General features: G+C 33.8%; 17 protein-coding genes. 10 read left to right on the forward strand and 7 right to left on the reverse strand.

All coding sequences use genetic code 11. From position 1 onward, the window contains the following. Nucleotides 1-112: 112 nt before the first annotated feature. Nucleotides 113-793, forward strand: a complete 681-nt coding sequence (locus NEF87_RS09330) for a queuosine precursor transporter (protein ID WP_457919583.1) — start codon at nt 113-115, stop codon at nt 791-793. Between the two features lie 337 nt (nt 794-1,130). On the opposite strand, the gene NEF87_RS09335 is transcribed toward NEF87_RS09330, so the two are convergent. Beyond that, a complete protein-coding gene (locus NEF87_RS09335; protein ID WP_371806190.1) occupies nt 1,131-2,255 on the reverse strand; it encodes a hypothetical protein in 1,125 nt (374 codons plus the stop codon). A 671-nt stretch (nt 2,256-2,926) separates the two neighbouring features. Here NEF87_RS09335 and NEF87_RS09340 point away from each other — a divergent pair. The 4 genes from NEF87_RS09340 to NEF87_RS09355 all read left to right on the forward strand — a co-directional run bounded on the left by NEF87_RS09340 (nt 2,927) and on the right by NEF87_RS09355 (nt 8,473). After that, a complete protein-coding gene (locus NEF87_RS09340; protein ID WP_457919584.1) occupies nt 2,927-4,744 on the forward strand; it encodes an ABC transporter substrate-binding protein in 1,818 nt (605 codons plus the stop codon). Nucleotides 4,745-5,025: 281 nt separating this feature from the next. Then, nucleotides 5,026-5,151: a hypothetical protein gene (locus NEF87_RS09345; RefSeq protein ID WP_371806191.1), complete on the forward strand. Its 126-nt coding sequence runs from the start codon at nt 5,026-5,028 to the stop codon at nt 5,149-5,151. Nucleotides 5,152-5,368: 217 nt separating this feature from the next. Continuing rightward, on the forward strand, nt 5,369-5,560 hold the full coding sequence (locus NEF87_RS09350; RefSeq protein ID WP_457919585.1) for a hypothetical protein: 192 nt from the start codon (nt 5,369-5,371) through the stop codon (nt 5,558-5,560). Between the two features lie 108 nt (nt 5,561-5,668). Beyond that, nucleotides 5,669-8,473 carry a hypothetical protein gene (locus tag NEF87_RS09355; RefSeq protein WP_457919586.1) on the forward strand — a complete coding sequence of 935 codons (2,805 nt, stop codon included), beginning with the start codon at nt 5,669-5,671 and terminating at the stop codon, nt 8,471-8,473. A gap of 101 nt (nt 8,474-8,574) precedes the next feature. Here the strand turns inward: NEF87_RS09355 and NEF87_RS09360 are convergent, their stop codons facing one another. Together NEF87_RS09360 and NEF87_RS09365 are read right to left on the reverse strand one after the other, a co-directional pair. Next, nucleotides 8,575-9,132 carry a hypothetical protein gene (locus NEF87_RS09360; RefSeq protein ID WP_457919587.1) on the reverse strand — a complete coding sequence of 186 codons (558 nt, stop codon included), beginning with the start codon at nt 9,130-9,132 and terminating at the stop codon, nt 8,575-8,577. A 157-nt stretch (nt 9,133-9,289) separates the two neighbouring features. Next, nucleotides 9,290-10,342, reverse strand: coding sequence for a hypothetical protein (locus tag NEF87_RS09365; RefSeq protein ID WP_457919588.1), 1,053 nt, complete (start codon nt 10,340-10,342; stop codon nt 9,290-9,292). A gap of 154 nt (nt 10,343-10,496) precedes the next feature. Between NEF87_RS09365 and NEF87_RS09370 the strand changes: the two genes are divergently transcribed. Continuing rightward, the gene (locus tag NEF87_RS09370) at nt 10,497-10,784 is read left to right on the forward strand and encodes a hypothetical protein (RefSeq protein WP_457919589.1); all 288 of its coding nucleotides are present in this window, start codon (nt 10,497-10,499) and stop codon (nt 10,782-10,784) included. Nucleotides 10,785-11,082: 298 nt separating this feature from the next. Continuing rightward, nucleotides 11,083-11,505 (forward strand): hypothetical protein, encoded by a 423-nt coding sequence (locus tag NEF87_RS09375; RefSeq protein ID WP_457919590.1) that lies wholly within the window; start codon nt 11,083-11,085, stop codon nt 11,503-11,505. An 89-nt stretch (nt 11,506-11,594) separates the two neighbouring features. Here NEF87_RS09375 and NEF87_RS09380 read toward each other — a convergent pair whose 3' ends face one another. Next, nucleotides 11,595-12,071 (reverse strand): hypothetical protein, encoded by a 477-nt coding sequence (locus NEF87_RS09380; protein ID WP_457919591.1) that lies wholly within the window; start codon nt 12,069-12,071, stop codon nt 11,595-11,597. Between the two features lie 131 nt (nt 12,072-12,202). Continuing rightward, nucleotides 12,203-13,735, reverse strand: a complete 1,533-nt coding sequence (locus NEF87_RS09385; RefSeq protein ID WP_457919592.1) for a hypothetical protein — start codon at nt 13,733-13,735, stop codon at nt 12,203-12,205. A 34-nt stretch (nt 13,736-13,769) separates the two neighbouring features. On the opposite strand from NEF87_RS09385, the gene NEF87_RS09390 reads away from it, so the two are divergent. After that, nucleotides 13,770-14,600 carry a TatD family hydrolase gene (locus NEF87_RS09390; protein ID WP_371806197.1) on the forward strand — a complete coding sequence of 277 codons (831 nt, stop codon included), beginning with the start codon at nt 13,770-13,772 and terminating at the stop codon, nt 14,598-14,600. A 1-nt stretch (nt 14,601) separates the two neighbouring features. Here NEF87_RS09390 and NEF87_RS09395 read toward each other — a convergent pair whose 3' ends face one another. Continuing rightward, complete coding sequence (locus NEF87_RS09395; protein ID WP_457919593.1) at nt 14,602-15,249, reverse strand: DUF4443 domain-containing protein; 648 nt, start codon at nt 15,247-15,249, stop codon at nt 14,602-14,604. 112 nt (nt 15,250-15,361) lie between these two features. On the opposite strand from NEF87_RS09395, the gene NEF87_RS09400 reads away from it, so the two are divergent. Next, nucleotides 15,362-16,612 carry a hypothetical protein gene (locus tag NEF87_RS09400; protein ID WP_371806199.1) on the forward strand — a complete coding sequence of 417 codons (1,251 nt, stop codon included), beginning with the start codon at nt 15,362-15,364 and terminating at the stop codon, nt 16,610-16,612. A 108-nt stretch (nt 16,613-16,720) separates the two neighbouring features. Continuing rightward, nucleotides 16,721-16,990: an LSM domain-containing protein gene (locus tag NEF87_RS09405; RefSeq protein WP_371806200.1), complete on the forward strand. Its 270-nt coding sequence runs from the start codon at nt 16,721-16,723 to the stop codon at nt 16,988-16,990. Nucleotides 16,991-17,056: 66 nt separating this feature from the next. Here the strand turns inward: NEF87_RS09405 and NEF87_RS09410 are convergent, their stop codons facing one another. Then, complete coding sequence (locus tag NEF87_RS09410; RefSeq protein ID WP_457919594.1) at nt 17,057-18,421, reverse strand: transcription initiation factor IIB; 1,365 nt, start codon at nt 18,419-18,421, stop codon at nt 17,057-17,059. Nucleotides 18,422-18,543 lie beyond the last annotated feature (122 nt).

The following is an 18,543-nucleotide window of genomic DNA, read 5'->3' on the forward strand; positions in this document are numbered from 1 at the left end:
GTGATAGACGTTGAAATAAGGGCAAGTCAGAAATTTCCCGGTGGCTAAATATCCACAGGTAGGTTAGATTATTATGAATTATTTTATTATTATATTCTGGATCTTGTCGCTCGTGATTTCGACAAGCTTTATCGCCTTTTACGTTCGGAAATATCAAAAATCGGAAGTAATTATTGCTATTTATGTATTATATATTGCCCTTTCTCAAATCCTCGCTGCAAAACTCGCAGATTTCTGGGGTTTTACGGCACCTGCAGCAGTCATCATCTTCCCATTCACATTCCAATTGACTGATACCATGAATGAACACTTCGGTCAAAAAGAAACGCATAGAATGATTTTCATCGCTTTCATTACTCAAATATTGTTTATCATTTTCATTTGGTTTGGTAATTCTTTGGAACCCGCAGGAATTTGGGGGATAGATAATGCTCAATGGTTAATGATTTTTCAACAATCGATTGGAATTACGGTTGCCAGCTGGATTTCCTACCTTCTAACCGAAAACATGGATGCTTGGTTATATCAAAAAATTATGAAGTGGACGAAGGGAAAAATGCTGTGGGTACGCAGTTGTTTAAGTGATATACCCATGTTGGCATTAGATTCCGTGATCTTCGTGACTTTAGCCTTTGGAGTCTTTGGCGGAAATTGGGCCATTGTTCCCGCAACGATGTTAGGGCAAATGGTTACTAAATGGATCTTTGGAGTGATTGATACACCGTTTATGTACTTGGATCGTTTCATAGTCAATTATAAAAAGAATTCTCCACTCGCTGAAACCGTAGAATAAGCAATATCATGAATTGCACTTAATGGAATGGTTTTAGTAATTTTTTCTCTTTTTAGATCATATTTTTGGTTCTGATCTCTTAATGGATTTCATTTAATTATCACTCGAGAATAGCATTCCCCTTTTTCCCATTTGCTCGAGAAAAAAGTAACATTTCATTTTTATATCCCTAAATCCCTATTAAGGCAAACGTTAGGATTTGTATCTAAATACAAAGTGAGCGCTTTCCCTTCAAGAAAAATTGCTAATTAAATCTTCAAAAACCCTTGGTGCATTTTCAAGCTTTTCAGAATTTTGCAAATCAAACTTTGAAGTGATTATTTCTTAAACGTGAAACTTAATATCCTGAGCCGAGTAATTCCAACAACTTCTCATGTTCCAACATTTCTTTTTCATAGCGCGGTAAAAACACAGTAATAATTTTATCTACGATTGTATAAATAGGATAATAGCCATCTTGTAAGAGATATTCATTTGAAAAAGCATTCATCTCATTCTTGATTTCTCGAAACTCCGGAAGATATCGTAACATTTCCTTATATACCGATAAATGGTGAGAGAATAGAGTCAATGAAATGGAGTGCATCGAATAAAATTTTTCACTGGTACTACGGTCTTTACTTTTCACTAAATCAATCTTTTTCGTATCCAAAAACCGTTTTAAGCTTTGTGAAATGGTTCCAGCTGAAAAATCAGTAAGATCTTGTAACTTTTTTTGAGTAAGCTTCCCTCGTGAAATAAAAAAGGCAAGAATATGTTCTAAAGAAGGTTTTTCTTTCTTAAAAACACCCCTTTCCAGAAATTTATGGAAATTTTCTTCAATTTCCCGTACTTGGGGTGAAAATTCTAAAATCACTGATCCTACGGATACATCATTGGTCAAATAAGCTTCCATTTTTTGACGAAATTCAACCGTAAAAATACTCGGATCTTCCTCGAACGCCGGAACTTGAAAATCTTCAATACCACTCTCATCTTTATTTTCTTCGATAATGGCCGAACAAACTTGGGCATACTTGGAGAAATCATTAATTCTCCATAAAAGTAAATCCCTACCTGGATGCTCATCAGCATTCAATTCACGAAGATCTTCAATGAGAGAATTAAAAAAGGAGATCATAGTCTGAAAACCGCTGAGAATAATACTGGCAGGAATTTCATTTAGATCATTGGGATGATCAATCAAAAAGTATTCGTTAGTATGGGTTCCAGGGATGGTTTTCTTTGTGAAAATTTTATTTTTAACCAAGAGGGAAGTTATTTTGGATATTTTACTTTTCGGAAACCCTGTGAGTTCAGAGAGCTGTTGTTGAGTCAATTTACGATGCAACAAAATATAAGTATACACTTGCGTAGTATTGGGGTTTCCACCATTTATCACAGTATCTTCCACCATAAAATCCACGATTTTTAATTCAAAGTCGCGCATTTTGCCCTCAAAGAAAAAGTCCCTCGTTTCCATTGTCGCTAAGTATAAGTAGTACTTTCAACCATAAAAAATTTAGTAAAAATTTAAAAATATGAAACTGCTGAAAACTCAAAAAGGGAGGAAAAAAATTCAAAAAGGGAAAAAATGAATCCTCAAAAATTCTGGGACGGGCAATTATAAGAGAAGGGTAGGATCTTCCCGTGAATCACCATCACTATGTGAATGAGGGGATGTTGTGATAAATCCAAGAATTTCTTCGTCTTTTTATCATTCTCTCCTAAGGAATTGCATTTTCGGATATGAAGAGTGACACCTCCACCTATTATAATGGAGCGAGGTATACAACAATGGATTTACACGCGGACTATTATTTGTCCACATTTAATACAAATTGGTATGTTCAAGGTAATATATGGTGTAAATTGTAGAGTTTCTTTTTCACATTTAGATGATTTGATTCGGATGTTTCCTAATCTCGGTGAAAAATGTTGTTGTTTGGATTTGAAGAGGAAAAATGGAAGAATTTGAATTTCTCTTTAAGATGCTTTTCTCCATGTTATTCCAATAGATGTGAATTCCCAAAAAATAAATATCAAGTTCATGTATAAACTTATCAGAGGGGACAAACTGTGGAACTTTCTTTAAGAAAAACTACTAATTTTAGAAAAATAAGACTCTTTTATTATGGCTTAATCTTGATTCTAATGCCGAATTTCGCCTTTAGTAATACAGAACCAATAGATTTTGAGAAACGCCCATTAATTTATGCAACTTGTTCTTCCGCTCCTTATATAGATCCGCATTTAGCCCTTGATCAAAATTCTATTAATTTAATCAGCCAAATTTGCGAAGGATTGATTTCCTATGATCTTAATAGACAAGATATGAAAATGCAACCTCAATTAGCTGCAGATTTTGGTCAGTGGAATGAAAATTTAACAGAATATACAATTAAATTGAAAGAGGATATATTATTCCACGATGGGACATTTTTATCATCTAAGCAAGTCATTTTCTCATTCGATCGTTTGTATTCCTTATCCTATGATAATAATTTGCACAAAAATTTGGTCCAATCGGATCATATATTAGGTTATCAGAATCAGATCCACCTACAATCAATTTATAATCCTCTAGCAAATTTGTATCCTGAAGTTGACTGGTTAATAAATCAGACAATTGCAATTGATGATACCACTGTTAAATTTTGTCTAAATTATCCCTATTCTCCATTTGAATCTTTGCTGTGTTTTACTGGATCATTTATTCTGTCCAATAATCCAAAATACACGCCTTCCCACGAATTTTTAAACATTTCTCGAGATTCTCTAATTGGAACGGGCCCCTATACCTTGGATTCATATACGAATGACATAAATGGTGTAGATTCGGGTTCTGAGATTCATTTAAAGTATTTCACCGATTACTACGAAGTTTCTATTCCAGATATTCAAGAAATTCTGTGGAAAACAAGATATGGCTCAACTGAATTAAACGACGATTTTTTACAAGGGAAAATCGATTTCCTTACCTCCATTAACCCTGATTTTATTGAAGAATATGAAGATTCTGAATATTTTGAAATAAAAGCTCCACTTCCTGATGTATCTATGTCATATTTAGGAATGAACTGCCAAACACTCAAAGAAAACACCAGAAAAGCAATTATTAATGCCTTTAACTATTCCATCATTTCTTCCAATGAAGATACAAGCAGAAATATTCATCAATTAACTTCAATAATTCCCTTTGGTGTGAAGTATCATACTACTAACCTGACAATACCTAAAATGGATTTAATCATGGCACGTAAATATATTTTTGATGCGATCGATCACGGAGAATTTGGGAATATCTCTTCTTTTGCACTTAATGAACTATCATCGGACGAAGAATGGCTTTTTTTGACCGAAACATCTCCATTGCAAAACTTGGTATATCCATGGGTTGGAGGTATTTATCATGACTTTTTTTTTGAAGATCTCCAGACCAATCTGGCATTAATCGGATTGAATCTCAGTATTAAGTATGGGACCATGGTAGGAGCTTATGAAATAGCAATGTACGAAGAAACGGACATTTTTTATATTCGCCAACGGGCTGAATATAATCATCCATCAAGCATTTTAGCATCTTTTTTTAGTAAGAGCTGTATTCAATCTTTCCTGAACATAAATGATTCCAATTTTACGGAAATGACAAAAAACGCCTTACAAGATACATCCAATGCAATTCCTATCCATTTGTTTTTTGAACTCCAACGGTATTTCGTTGAAGATTTGGCCGTCGTGTTGTTATTAACTACAGAAACTTTTGAAGTTGTGCAGTATTCCGGAATATCTGAGTGCATGATGAATTCCTTTCGATTATTGAGGTTTTACAATTATTCTTTCGACTATAGTAGCCATACAAAAACCATCAGTGGAGGAAATATAATGGTTACTTTAGGAATAGCAATAATTTCAATAATCATTAGGAAAAAAAAACTAGATAAAGACAATATCGAATGGAATAATAAATAATTGGCATAAATATCTTTTTATCATCTGAATTTTACTGTTTTTTGCTGATTTAAAATAACTTTAGGGGCTATTGGGGCCCTTTTGCCCTATTTTAGGCAAAGTTCATGTTAAATCTTCTGGTAGCACATTAATTAGTAGAAATGTACCCCTTTAAGCCCATTAACATACAATATAATCTTTAAGCCCATTAACATACAATATAATCTTCTGGGACGGGCAATTATAAGAGAAGGGTAGGATCTTCCCGCGAATCACTATCACTATGTGAATGAGGGGATGTTGTGATAAATCCAAGAGTTTTTTCGACAGCCTTTATCATTATCACCGAAGTAATCGCATTTTGGGATGATAAATTTGACACAACAGCCTGTTATAGTAGAGTGATGCATGCAACAATGGATTTATAGCAAAGCAATGGGGTGAAGTTCAAGAAAAATATTTAAAGAGAATCTTTTTAATAACACGTAATCTGCACAAAATAATCTCTCCAATCTAATTTGGAATCAAAAAATTTGATAGGCAAGGAGTAACATTTGTCTCGAGGGACAATTGAACGTGTGTATAATGATGAAATTAGAAACGCAAATCTAAGTTCAATCATCTATTGGCAGGACAGGAATAAATATGCGAATTCAAGCGATATGGAAACTACTCAAGGGAAAACATGAGTTATGGGCAATTGTAATACTCATCACATTTAGTTTAACCCTCCTCAACACGGTTTCTTACATGACCAGACTCACCCAAGCAACAGCAATCAATGAAGGGATTGCCGACATTGGGACAGACATTCATGTATTTTTAAAATCTGGCTAAGATCCAACCGACAGTTTTCATCAACATCTTGATAAATATCCAACCAAACTTAAATTTGAAGCAAAATATTATTCATCAATTATTGAAATCGAAAATGTTATAGCAAATTTGCAATATGCTAATGAATCAGTGGATATTAGTAAGGAATGGAGATATCCCAATACTAACACAGACTTTTTAATAATTGGAATAGATGAGGCAACTTACAACATCTTTCAAAATCAAAGTTATGGAAAAATTCTCAACTTAACAGCTTCTTATGAAGAGTTGGCCCAGAATTTTGTCATAACTAATTTTGGGGGAGATCTAAAATCAATTTTGTCGGAACTTCGTTTAGAAATCTATACGGACGCCGAAAGCAGTACAGATCAAAGTGCATCGGTTTATTTGGACTTTTTTAATTCTGAAACAAACCGAACTTCACCTTCTCCTAATACTTGGATTGCCAAGGAAGACGCTAATTTGACCATATTCTCTCAATTTAATATTCTTAATATTCCTTTATTTTATTCTATGATAGGCATGAACAATCCCCGAGATAGTTCACCGATCTTATTATGTGGCACATCATTGTTGGAAAGATTTGAAGCGGTGCCTGATGAAGAGATTTATCCCTATAAAAAGCGAATCAGCTTGAATCTTCGCATTGATCGGACATTGCTTCTATCACAGACTCCTTCGAAAACGATGTCCCAGCTCCAGGACACCTTTAAACCCCAAGCGTTGTTATATCGAAATGATTTAGATATAAATTTTACTCGATTCGAAATGACAAGCTTGGAAATAATTTTAACTACTCTTGAAAATGATATTTTTAATGCAAGATTTTATAATTTTTTAATCTTCATCCCAATTTTTATCTTTGGGGGGCTTTTTGTTAACTTAACTTTTTCTCTTTTCATAGAACGTCGACGGGAAGAATTTCGTTTATATCTAATCAATGGACTGGACCAGCAGACGTTAAAAAAGATCCTCTGGGGGACAAGCACAGGATTGGGGATCATTGGTGGGATACTTAGCTCACAGTGCGGCTTATTACTGAGCAAGATCCTTGGGACATATTTCTTCCCAGAAGTGACCTTTATTTTACTGACTTTAAAAACGAGTTTTTGGAGTTTTTTTGTCCAAAATATTTTCTTTTACGCTCTGCTCGGAGGATGCTTTGGGTTCGTGGCTATAGGAAATTCGATTAAACATCTAAAATTAGAGAATTTAACAAGTTTTCTTGGTAATTCAGCATCTCAAAACACAAAATGGGTCCAAAGGTGGAATAAGGGAAAAATAATCATACTCTGGACAATATTCAGTCTGATTCTCTTCGCTTGGGTACTCCAAATTACAGGATTCCCAATTAATGTGGATCTCATTCAAGAAACAAACTTCCAATTTGTTTCGTATATACTCCTTTGGCTTGGACCCGTACTGGGAATAGCACCCTTTTGTTTCCCGTTATTACTTACGAACTCTGTATTAGATAAAATGTCTCAATGGATTATAAAGCAAAAAACCAAAATTTCATCCCAAAACCATTCAGATATTGCAAAAACCCAAGAAGAAGGTCCCAAAAAACACCTCAAATCTCCAACCAACTTCCATCCTAAAAGGATCCAAACTAAGAAAAATCCGATGAAAAAGCTCTTGATTTGGAATATGGACCACAATTGGTCAAAAAACACAAAGATAATTAAGATCTACACATTTGCACTAGTTTTAATCACCCTTTCATCCAACTTAGTAACTTCCTACCAATATTCGAAGAATATTCACTTCAGTTTATATACTGCTCAAAGTGAAGTGATAGAAATGGAACTTTTTGAAGATGTATCCCTCTCGACCCTCCCAAACATCTCTCAAGCATTAACTTATGAAACTAATTTTGGAAGTGTTGATCATATCAACATGGTTTACCATTCACAAATAAATGATGAGCGATATTCAACAGAAAATTACGAGGGATGGGAAGTTAAGATCCACAGCTTGGATACATCTGATTTAGAACCCTATCGGTTTTCATTTTTAAATTATGCTCAACTGATGCATGATACCACGATTTTAGACGAATGGTTTATTGGAGGGACTTTCGCAGAAATATGTTCTCAGATGGAACAACCAGATTCAGTTCTTGTACCCACCTACATGTTTGATCAAGGATTAAATATAAATGATATATTTAGCTTTTCAATTAAACTAGAAAATGGAACCATGATAAGGAAAAATGGAAGAATTATTGGAGCTTATGATAAATTTCCAGCATCATTTTTAGATCGAGATTTCATGGGCGTGAAGAATGTGGAGATCTTTATGAGTTATGATCTTCTAAAAGATGGATGTGTTAAATCAGTTCAGATGTTTCTATATGGTGAAAAACCATTAGAAAATCAAGAAAAACAAAATTTTATTGAATTCTTAGCCAATGTTGTTAAAATAGATTGTAATATTGAAGAAAAAGAACCACCCTACGATATTTTTGAATTCCAGACCTTTCGGTTATTTCAATTAGAAAGTTACTTTTTTATCGGATTCGCACTCATTGGATTTTTATTATTCTACAAGGTTGAGAAAATTCAAACAGGAAAGAATATGGCCATTCTTCGATCAAAGGGTATTCTGGAACGAGAAATGTGGAAAATTCACCTTCAGGAGTCAGGATTAGTATTTTGTACAATCATCTTCCTCTCATTAATTGGATTAGCCAGTTCACCGACATTATTAGTTTTCTTAAATTATTATCGAAGCGAAACTGCGAGTTATCGACATTTTGAATTACTCTTTCAAACAAATTGGGCACTCTATCCCTTAATTTTATTTTTAGGAGGATTCTTCTTCTTTCTGTTGAATTCAGGATTTTTTTATAAGCAAATAAAATCCACCCGGCAAAATTCTCGCCTTGATCAATATCTTCGCGCATCGTGAGATACAATACATCCCCCCTTTTTTCATTGTGGTTATTTTTTCCTCTTTTCATCCAATTCAGTAATCAATTTTCGTTTGATGAACATATATCATCATAAAAGTTATGCAAAAAAGATGATCGTAAAGATAATTCCACTGAGAATAATTACCCCAAGTAACCCAATTAAAATACCAATGGCCATTTTTTCGAATTTCTGCAAGGGAGGGCGCTTTTTCTTAGTCTTAGAAGCATTATATTTGCGTTCAACCGCCTTAGCTTTTTTAATATAAACTACGGAGAAAATACCCACGGATCCGAAGGTCCCGACTAATAGAATAGATAACCCCACAAAGGTTCCCACAGTGCTCATTAAAACGGAACCCAAAATCGCGAAAAACACAATGGGAAAAATGATTAAAATCGGTTTTAAATTACCGCGCACAACACGCCAATATCGTTGTTTTTGGGCGCGTTGTTCCGCAGAAGGTTGAGATTCCCAACAAGGTGCACAGGTACCACATTTGCCACTACAACAAGAACTATAAGATAGATGACAATAATAGCAAATACGACCGGACCGTATCGACTGTACATACTCACGATTGCATTTGGTACAGGTAAAATCCGTTCTGATGATAGCCCCCAATTTCAATTGTTGGACATCGTTATTGGTTCGCACTGCCAGTCATGATAATAATTTTCAAAGTCCAAACTATTATTTCATGCAGTGCGTTTTTAACTGTTGCACTTCTTATCCCAATCAAAATAAGTTTCATTATTTACTTCTTTGAAAATATTTCAGTCGAACAGACAGTTAAAAAAAGAAAACTTCTCGATTATAGATCCCGTCCACATTTGGGGCAAAATAAGGCACCGAAATCGGCTCGAGCATTACACTTAGAGCAAACAGGTTGGGATGTTTCGTTTATAGAATTAACAGGGGAGAAAAGGGAGATTTGATTTGCTGTTGAAGAAACCTTATGTTGGTTGCTGTCAAGTGTAGGAGATTTTAAAAGATCGACTTTTTGTTTGATTGAGTTAGAAGTATGAATAATTTTTGGGTTTCCGAATTGATACTGTGCAGCTTGTATACTAACTTGAAGATAATTCAAATCTTGATGTTTCACACCAAAAATGCTTCGCTGCTTGGAATTATCTAAAGGAAGATGGCAGGTCATAATCGCACCATAACCGATAAAAATCATGCTAAGCGCGAAAATGAAAGGAGTAAAACGTTTTAGAAAGAAAAAAAGTTCTATTTCGCTATAATATCGACCTGCAAAGATGTAATATAGGGGTTTCCCTTCAAAACGAAAATTAAGAAATTGAAATCCAATGTTTGCTAACGCATATAATAATAAGCCAAAGCTGAGAGATCTGGAATAAATTCGTATTTTTGGACTTAATTTCCGACAGCGACGCAATTTGAACAAGATAATGATGATGGTTATTGAAGAGAGTATCCCTAGATTTGGAATTAAAGAAATTTTACCAAAGGAGTAAATTGCCAGAGCAATCCAGATCCATAGAGCAAGTTTTCCGCTTGTTTGACTATAAAGAAGAGTATTTTCCAATTTGGTAAAGAAAAATGAGGAGGCAAACATGCTAAAAAGACTCAAAATGAGATTTATTTCTTCAAAAGATTCATGTAATGAAAAATCAATGGATTCATAACTTTGATCAATAATATATGTGGAGATAACGAACCAATTTATGACTTTGGCTAAATACCAAATGAATTCCATGACAAAAAAAATTAAGTAGTATTTCAAAAAGGTTTTTTCACAATTCCATCCAAGTTTGAAGATCTGATAACCCTTAAGCAGATAAATTAAAAATAATAATAATCCAATGAGAACGAAAATATCAATTAAGATGGTTGGATACATAATTTCACCTTTTTGCAATTTTTTGACAACAGCTCTGTCTCTATAACCTTATTCCAATTCATATATAAAAAGATTCTGATCAACATGCTTCAATAAATAGTCTAAAAAATGTGAACACCCTTCCCCTTCATTAAAATGGACTGTGATAGTAAGCATGACCATTATGGGAAGAACATTACCCTCTTTTCGCCCCGCCTTAGATATGGAAATCCAGTCATGGATCAATTTCAAACGAGAACTCAGCTCAGAAGATCGTCCCCTATTTGATCAAATTATGCGCTATGCTAAAATGCATGGAGATGCAGGATCATTAGCGGCGCGATTTTTGATTTCAGAAAACGTTTGGCTATCAGCCTTAATTGAACAACAGAAACTTATTGACAAATTAAGTGAAAAAATTGAACAGCTTAGAGCTCCAACAAAAGTAGGGTTTCTGGTTTAACAAGTTGTTTTAACATTGAGAATCAATAGCAGAAAATCAAAATTATTTATTTCTAAATAAAACAGCAAATAGCAAAGCAGAAAACAAGAAAAATTTGTTTGTATTTTTTGGCATAAGAATTATCTATGAAGTAACTAATTTTTGAATTTGTGGTGTTGAAATAACAATAACAACAAAAATTTTTTGCCTCTCATGGAATCAAATCATTTTTAGGAAATAAGTACCACCATTATATTGAACTTAGATATACCAATAAAACAAATTCATATATAACGAGAAAAAAAAAGATGGATTAACCATGGATGAATTGGATGAACTCTGGATACTAAATGAATCAGGTGCCTGTATGTTTAATTATGCAGTAGATAGTAAAATGGATCCATTGTTATTTGGGAGTTTTTTTACTGCGATCAATCAATTTGGAAAACAATGTTCCGATACAGCCATTGATGATATCACCATGGGTAAGAATTTTTTAATGAGCATGTTTTTGCCGGACTATCATACCACCATTGTTGCTCGGAGTACCCACACGAAAAAGCGCAAGAATATGAAAAAAATGTTAAAGGAAATCTCAATCCAATTTATTCAACATTTTCAGCCATATCAAATAATCGACTGGGATGGAAATCTGGACCTTTTTGAAGATTTTGAACAATTCATTGTATCCTATTTCAACCGCTCAGAAAAGATAATCCAAAATATGAAAATGATATTCTAATTGAAGAGAAAATTTTCACCTCTTTCAAAGAAAAATCATCATTTTACCTGATTTCTACAAAATATCTGGTATATTGAAGAATACCGATTTTATAAAATCGACTGAAAATCAATGTACCGGAAATTCTCACTAATCATAACTTCCTTTTCAAAATCACAATTGGTGCAATATTCAATTACTACAATGTGATCTTGGACTTCTTTATCGATGCGATAAATATTTCCTGTAGAACATGTGGGACAAGATTGAAACGAATAATAACAAACAGGACAGTGTTTCAGATAACCCAATAATTGAGTTTGCGGGTGAGTAATCTCCAATTCAGCCTTTTTACAAACAGGACACTTTTCCGAAGGAAAAGGATAATCAACAGGATACTTCATCGCTTTACGGTATGGATTATTTAAGTTAATGGCTTCTAAAGTGAAGGCTGATAGGGCATCTGGTAAGGACCTATACTCCCCTTGATCAACCAAAGATTGCATATATTCAATTGTTTGATCTGGTAAAGAAAATTTAAGTTCAGTCCCATCTTTAGGAAAGGAAATGTTAACTATTTTTGGCAAATTATTGATCCCCAGAATTCATCGATATCTTTCATCGAGATGATATTATGGGTAATACCCAACAGACTAAAAATGGTCATTTTAAGAAATATTCTAAAACTATTGAATAAAAAAAAACTGTATTTGACTTATTATTTTTTTGAAATGCGCACGGAATCAGCTTTCAATTGAAGATTTGTAAATTCAACATCATAAGTGCTTCCATCTGAAGAAGTTAAAGTAATCGTTGCATTTTTGAAATGGAGAGGGGTTTTTTTTTGTAGGAGAAGATCTTGGATCATTTGTATATCCAATGTATCAATATTTTCAACATTATTTTTTTCAGAACCCGTGTAATTTGAATCTAATTCAACCAATGGTTTTAAACCAGGAAGTTCATTAATGGACTTGGTCTGAATTTCGGTTAAAATAGGAGATAAATCTACTTGTTCTAATTCAGCTTTGAGAACATCCAAAAGTGTAGAGTTCATCCAAACAATCTTCGATAGAAGCAAATCAGGAGATTGGCTGAGACGAGTCTGTAATTCTACTTGTGATAAGACTTGAAATTGTGGATATTGATGACCTTCGGCATATTGTTCTTTCAATTTAGGATAAGAGAGCTTTTGGAAAATTTTGTTAATATAAGACGAATTGAGAACCCCCAACCCATGATGTTCTGGAATAGGGAAGATTATTACATCCGAATTAATACTCCCCGGTAATGGATATTCAAGACCAAACAATTCTACTCGCAGTATGGATTGAAAAGATAATTGGGCAAAATAAGAATTAATCCCTCTAAATTCACCAGTAACCGAATTAAGCAATTCTCCTAATGGATGAAATATGATTCCGTACTTGGTAAGCAAATCTTTAGGAAAATGTGTGGGTGAAAAATCAGAATAAAAGAGATAGCCGGCAGGATCACAAGTCCAAGGAGTAAGAATTATGGCTGCATAGGGTGCAATAGATTGATCAAATGTGAATGCAAGAAAGTGAGAGCCTTTATCAGTACTTGGAGAATAGGGTATAACTTTTTGGGTAGCACTCTTTCGTTTTTCCACTATAACGGATTCTGCCTCTTGTCTCGTTTTTTGTACAGAAAATGACCCAACTTTTAATACAATATCAATGTGATCTATCTCTGAGAATTTGGATTTCATTGAAATTATTAAATGTTGAAAAAGGTGAGTTAATTTGGACGAGAGAGAGTCCATAGATAATTGACTATGAAGACGAAGAGTGGGAAGATAATTGTAAGATTGAAATTCCACTCCTTCAATTTGATTTAAAATTGAAATTACATGCCGATATAGCCACCCTTCTTGAAAAGAGCTGAATCGGGTGGAACTAATCTTGCATTGGAATCCAAATTCAATACTTTTTTTTTTGGATTGTAGGATAGAAATTTGTTCTTGATCCGTTAGGGATGGATCAAGAGTGATACTAATATTATCTTCTGGGATTGAATCTTTAGGAGTAATTTCAAGGAAAGAATAGCTAAGGTGGGTACTAATGTATGCATCTGGTGATTCATCTTTGGATTTTGGCCCATTTAGCAGAAATGAATCTATTTTGTAAATATCACTTCTTACACCCCCCAGTTCAACCCAAAGGTCTTTGGATTCTATTTTTTGAGCAGAATATTGATGGCCACTTCTGACTGAAGTATGATTTAGCATCGTTCTTATATTGGAAAATGTATAATCATTATTTATGTTTCGGAAAAATACAACGAAAGGCTTTGGAGTTGGCCATCGACTAGATATTATCCATTCAATATATAGGACGATCGGAGATCTTAAAATGTTACGCCACATTGGATTGAGAGATATGATAACATCAATGGTTCTCCCCTTAAATCCATCTAGTGCGAAATCTTATCGAGATTTTTTTGAATGGAATATTCAAGATGTGAAACGATGTGCTAAATTCAATATTAATTTACACGTTGTCATTGGAATTCCAGCTGTTGCGAAAATTAATCCAAAAGTCTTAGATGAGGCTTTGATGTTTATGGAAGACTATATTCGAGAGAAGAAGGTAGTTGGAATTGGTGAAATTGGAATGGGAAAAGGAACAAAGGATGAATATACAACGATGAAACGTCAGTTGGCACTTGCGAGCAAATATAACTTACCAGTGATTATTGCAGCGCCAAAACGAGATAAGGTCGCGAATACATCCATAATTTTAAAAGAACTGAAAAAAGCGAATATTTCAAGGGCTATAATTGATCATTGTGATGAGGAAACTTTGCAACTCGTTTTACGGTCGCATGATGATGATATTAAAGCAGGAATTACAGTAGGACAACAAGCTGTAGCACCTGAAAAAGCACTACGAATATATAAGAACTATTCATACGCTGATCGAATCATCTTCGACAGCGGGTTGGGATTACAAGAAAGTTCCTTATTCGGATTAAGTAATACTTTTGAATTATTCGAAGAAGAAATGAACGAAGATGTCCTCCGAAAAATGTTTTATAGTAATTTTGTTGATGTATTTCCAACGATCTCATCAGAAATTAAATTAACATTATAATTTACAACTGCAGCTTCAAAAGAGAAAGAACCGCTGCAAAAACGGAGAGATTGGCTTTTTGAGGGGTATTTCCACCTCCAATGAGTACCAAATCATTTTTTTTTATGCCTTTAATATTTAGTCCTTGAATATTGGGAGAAAAATGATCTTTTCCAGGAAATATAAGTTTTTTACCGTCAAAAGTTAAACATGTGGCACCAGTGCCACCAATCTTAATAGCTTCATCTCTTTGTTGAATTCCTATAGAATAGTCTTCTTTTAAATAGGCACATTTAATAATTGTATAACTTGCACACTTCCCAACAACATAATTATTATCACGATTTTCAAGTGGTTCGGGAAAATGAAACATTGAATTTAGTCGATTAGAAAGAATGCGACCAGAATCAGTCAAAACATGCCCTTTTTGGCGTTGAACTTCAACCTTAATGACCGTTTCATCCCTTAATCGATTAAGCAGAGTTTTCATTGCCCCTTCACCCAACCCTACTTCATCTTTTATACGATAACGCCCAATACCCTTTTCTTGATTTCCCAGAAACATGATTGTATATATTATATGTGAGGTTTTGTATGATGGAGCAATCGTTTTACTTTCATACAGTTTTTTTATCACTTTGGTTAAATTAATTTCATTTTCCTCTGCCATTATAGCAATATAAATCATTTATCAATAAAACATTGTTTATTTAAGGGAATTGATGATATATATAGATTAGAGAAAATAATTACGTTTTTGTCGAGCTTAAGAGAGGGAAAATATGGACAATTTTGGAGATTTATCCATTGCAGCGTATATCGCAAAATATATGTTGAGTCACAAACGATTGAGTTTGGAAATTTTGAAGGACGAATTTAAACTTGATGATCAACAAGTTAGACAAGCAATAATCCGGTTATATTATCAAGGAAAAATCTTCGGGTTTCTAAAAGCGAGTGAAACCGGCTCAATTTTTCTGAACTTTAGTAGTTCTGATAATGAAATAAATCTTCAAGATTGTTCAATTCAAGAAATTATGGATTGGGATGTTTCCAAATTTAACTTAGACGAATTACGGAAAAGTGCTGAATCCGCTCTGGAAAATGATAATGATTTTCAAGATACTGATAGTAATCCCGCCTATTCACGAGTTAAAGAAACAAATCAAAAAGATTTGATTTCAGTGGAAATGTATTTTGATATTGCTTGTGAAAAAGTAGCACTTCACGTCCATATTAACAATATTTCCCCTGAATTAATAGAAGCAGTTATATTACGTATCAATTTCGAGAATTATTTTCATATCTCCGGAATTCAACCAGATATTCCATTAAAAATTGAAGAAAATTATTGTGAAGTGGAATTAGGGACAATTAAAAAAGCACTTCAAAAAAAAATCATTATCTTTTTTGATTTTGGTAAGAGGATGAATGAATTGAGTGTTAATGGTTATATGCGTTATAAGAATTTTGAAGGATATGCTCGATTTATTCGCCTGGAGAACATCAATGTAGATCAAACATTACCAGTTTTCACTCCCGAGAAATGTGATCCAAAAATGGTAAAGACATTTATGAAATCCAAACATGTGAATCGACGAATTCAATCGTTTGGAATCACCAATTTTGCTGATACTAATCTTGCTTTCCAAAATATGATCGAGGTGTCTAAAGAAATGGGATTCGAGCTCATTTCAAAAGTGGAGAAGGACCAGTCTCAAATGGTATTTTTCTTTGCTAAATTTCACAATCCATCCCAAGAAGCATATAGAATTTTGTTAGTTCCGCAGTGTAAAAATAATGTCTTGGCATTCTATTGTTGTGCCATATATGAAACCATTGTTGCCAATTTAATTCGAAAATTATGTTTTAATTTGGTCGGCAAATTGCGCTCTAAACGTTTAATCACGGATCAGGACCAACTCATCGACATGAATTGTATACGCTGTAAAAAAATGATGAATATTTTTCCTCCAAAGGGAGATGTTATTGCTTGTAGTTCATGTCAATTATTACAAACTCCTTGGAAATGATGAAAATGATCATATTTCAAAAAACGGTTGGAAGGATTTTTATTACAGATCCAACTAACTAATGTATATTATTTTTACTATTGATACAAGGTAAAGGATAAGTTTCAAATGACTCCACCCGTAGCAGCACATGATCCAATTTCCACTTTGGGAAAATCGCTTGGAAAAACAATTTTAATTAAGTGTAAACGCCAAAAGGTATTCAAAGGACAATTAAAATCCTATGATTCCCATCTCAACGTTCTTCTTGAAAAAGTTCACTATACATATAACGTTAGATTAGATGATGAAGAAAAAACTTTAGAGGAAAAAAGTGAAGATTTAGACCGGATTATCCTTCGGGGAGACTCCATTGTTTTTATCGGCTTATCTGCTTAAAACACTAAACTTAAGCCTTTTTTTGATGTATTTTTACACCTTATGAAGAAAAGGAAAAAACAACTGTTATTTTACTTTTCGTATGAATTTTTGCATTTCACGCAACCGGTTGCGTAAAGTAACTTCAGTTATTCCCACTGTGCGCGAAATCTTTGTTTGGCTGACTTTAATTTTATTGTGTTGAGCAGCGACGTATAATGCGGCTGCCACTAACCCCTTTGGATCTTTCCCACTTAATGAATAGACTTTTTCATATTTGATCAAAATTTTTTGGGCAAGTACTTCCACTTGATGATTCAATTCTAATTCAGCGATGTATTTGCTAACCAATAAACCCGGTTTAATTGTTGGACTCTGTAAATTAAGTTCTTTGATTAAAGATTGATAACACTTTGTAATTTGATGGAAAGTCGAATCACTGCAATTCACAATATTTTGCAAAGTGCGAGGGACTTGTTCAGCTCCACAAGCGTAATAAATCGATGCAGCAACCATGGCACGAATACTTCGCCCTTTTAGCAATCCAAGTTGAAAAGCTTTCCGATAAAGTTGAATAGCATATACCTTCACATGATTTGGTAAATTTAATAACTCTCCAATTCGTTTGATTTCACTGGTTGCTTGTATCATATTTCTTTGTTTCCAAGAATAACGACTATCCCACTTAACCGCTTTTCGGAGTACTTCCGGCATCGGAGCTTTTTTGTCAATCATTGTCGCCATTTGTAGATCAGGAATCAAAGGATTCACGGGCGAACCATGTGTTTGACGTTTATCTTGTTCAGATTTGGAAAACGCACGAGAACCACTATAGGCCATGGAAATAATTCTCTCTTGAACAATTAGTCCACACTTCGAACATAAGCGTTCACTTCGTTCTTGATCAAAAATTATTTCGTGGAGAGTTCCATCAACACAATAATCTTCAGCATTATTAACCAAAGTACCAGCTTCATTTAATATGATATCATCTGGTCGAGTTGTTATAGGTACGGTAATTCGAATGATAGTAGATTTTATATAATTTTGTTCTTCAAAAGGAAAGGGATGTTCAATATTATTTCGCAAAACGTAGAATGATATTCCTGAATGCTCCACCCAAAAATATTGGGAACCATCAGCAGTCAACCAATTTTCTCGCCCATAGATTTTAAAAACATCATCCATGGTGCTTCTATTTAATATTATTCCATCTTCTGTTTTTCCTTGAAAAGGATGAACAAAACCAAGAGTTATTATTGGAGGATCATCAACTTCGGCATTTTCTTGATAGTAGAAACATTTCCCTAAAGAAGTATACTTCATTTGAGTGGAGTAATTTTTGTGAAGGATTAATTCATCGGGTTCTCCATATCTTTGTATTACTATGTTTTTGGTGAGTTTACTTTCACGAAATTCACCTAAGCCGTATGCTGGAAAGATTGTTTTCATATTTGATTATTCCTAGTTTGAAGTTTTACAAGTTCAAGAAATGCTTTATCCTTTATCTATTTAAAAGAAATTGAAATCATAAGAACTGATTTAGCTTTCGATAAACAAATTAGGCAATATTA

Origin of the sequence: Candidatus Lokiarchaeum ossiferum, from assembly GCA_025839675.1 — an archaeon.
Lineage (GTDB): Archaea > Asgardarchaeota > Lokiarchaeia > Sigyniarchaeales > Promethearchaeaceae > Lokiarchaeum > Lokiarchaeum ossiferum.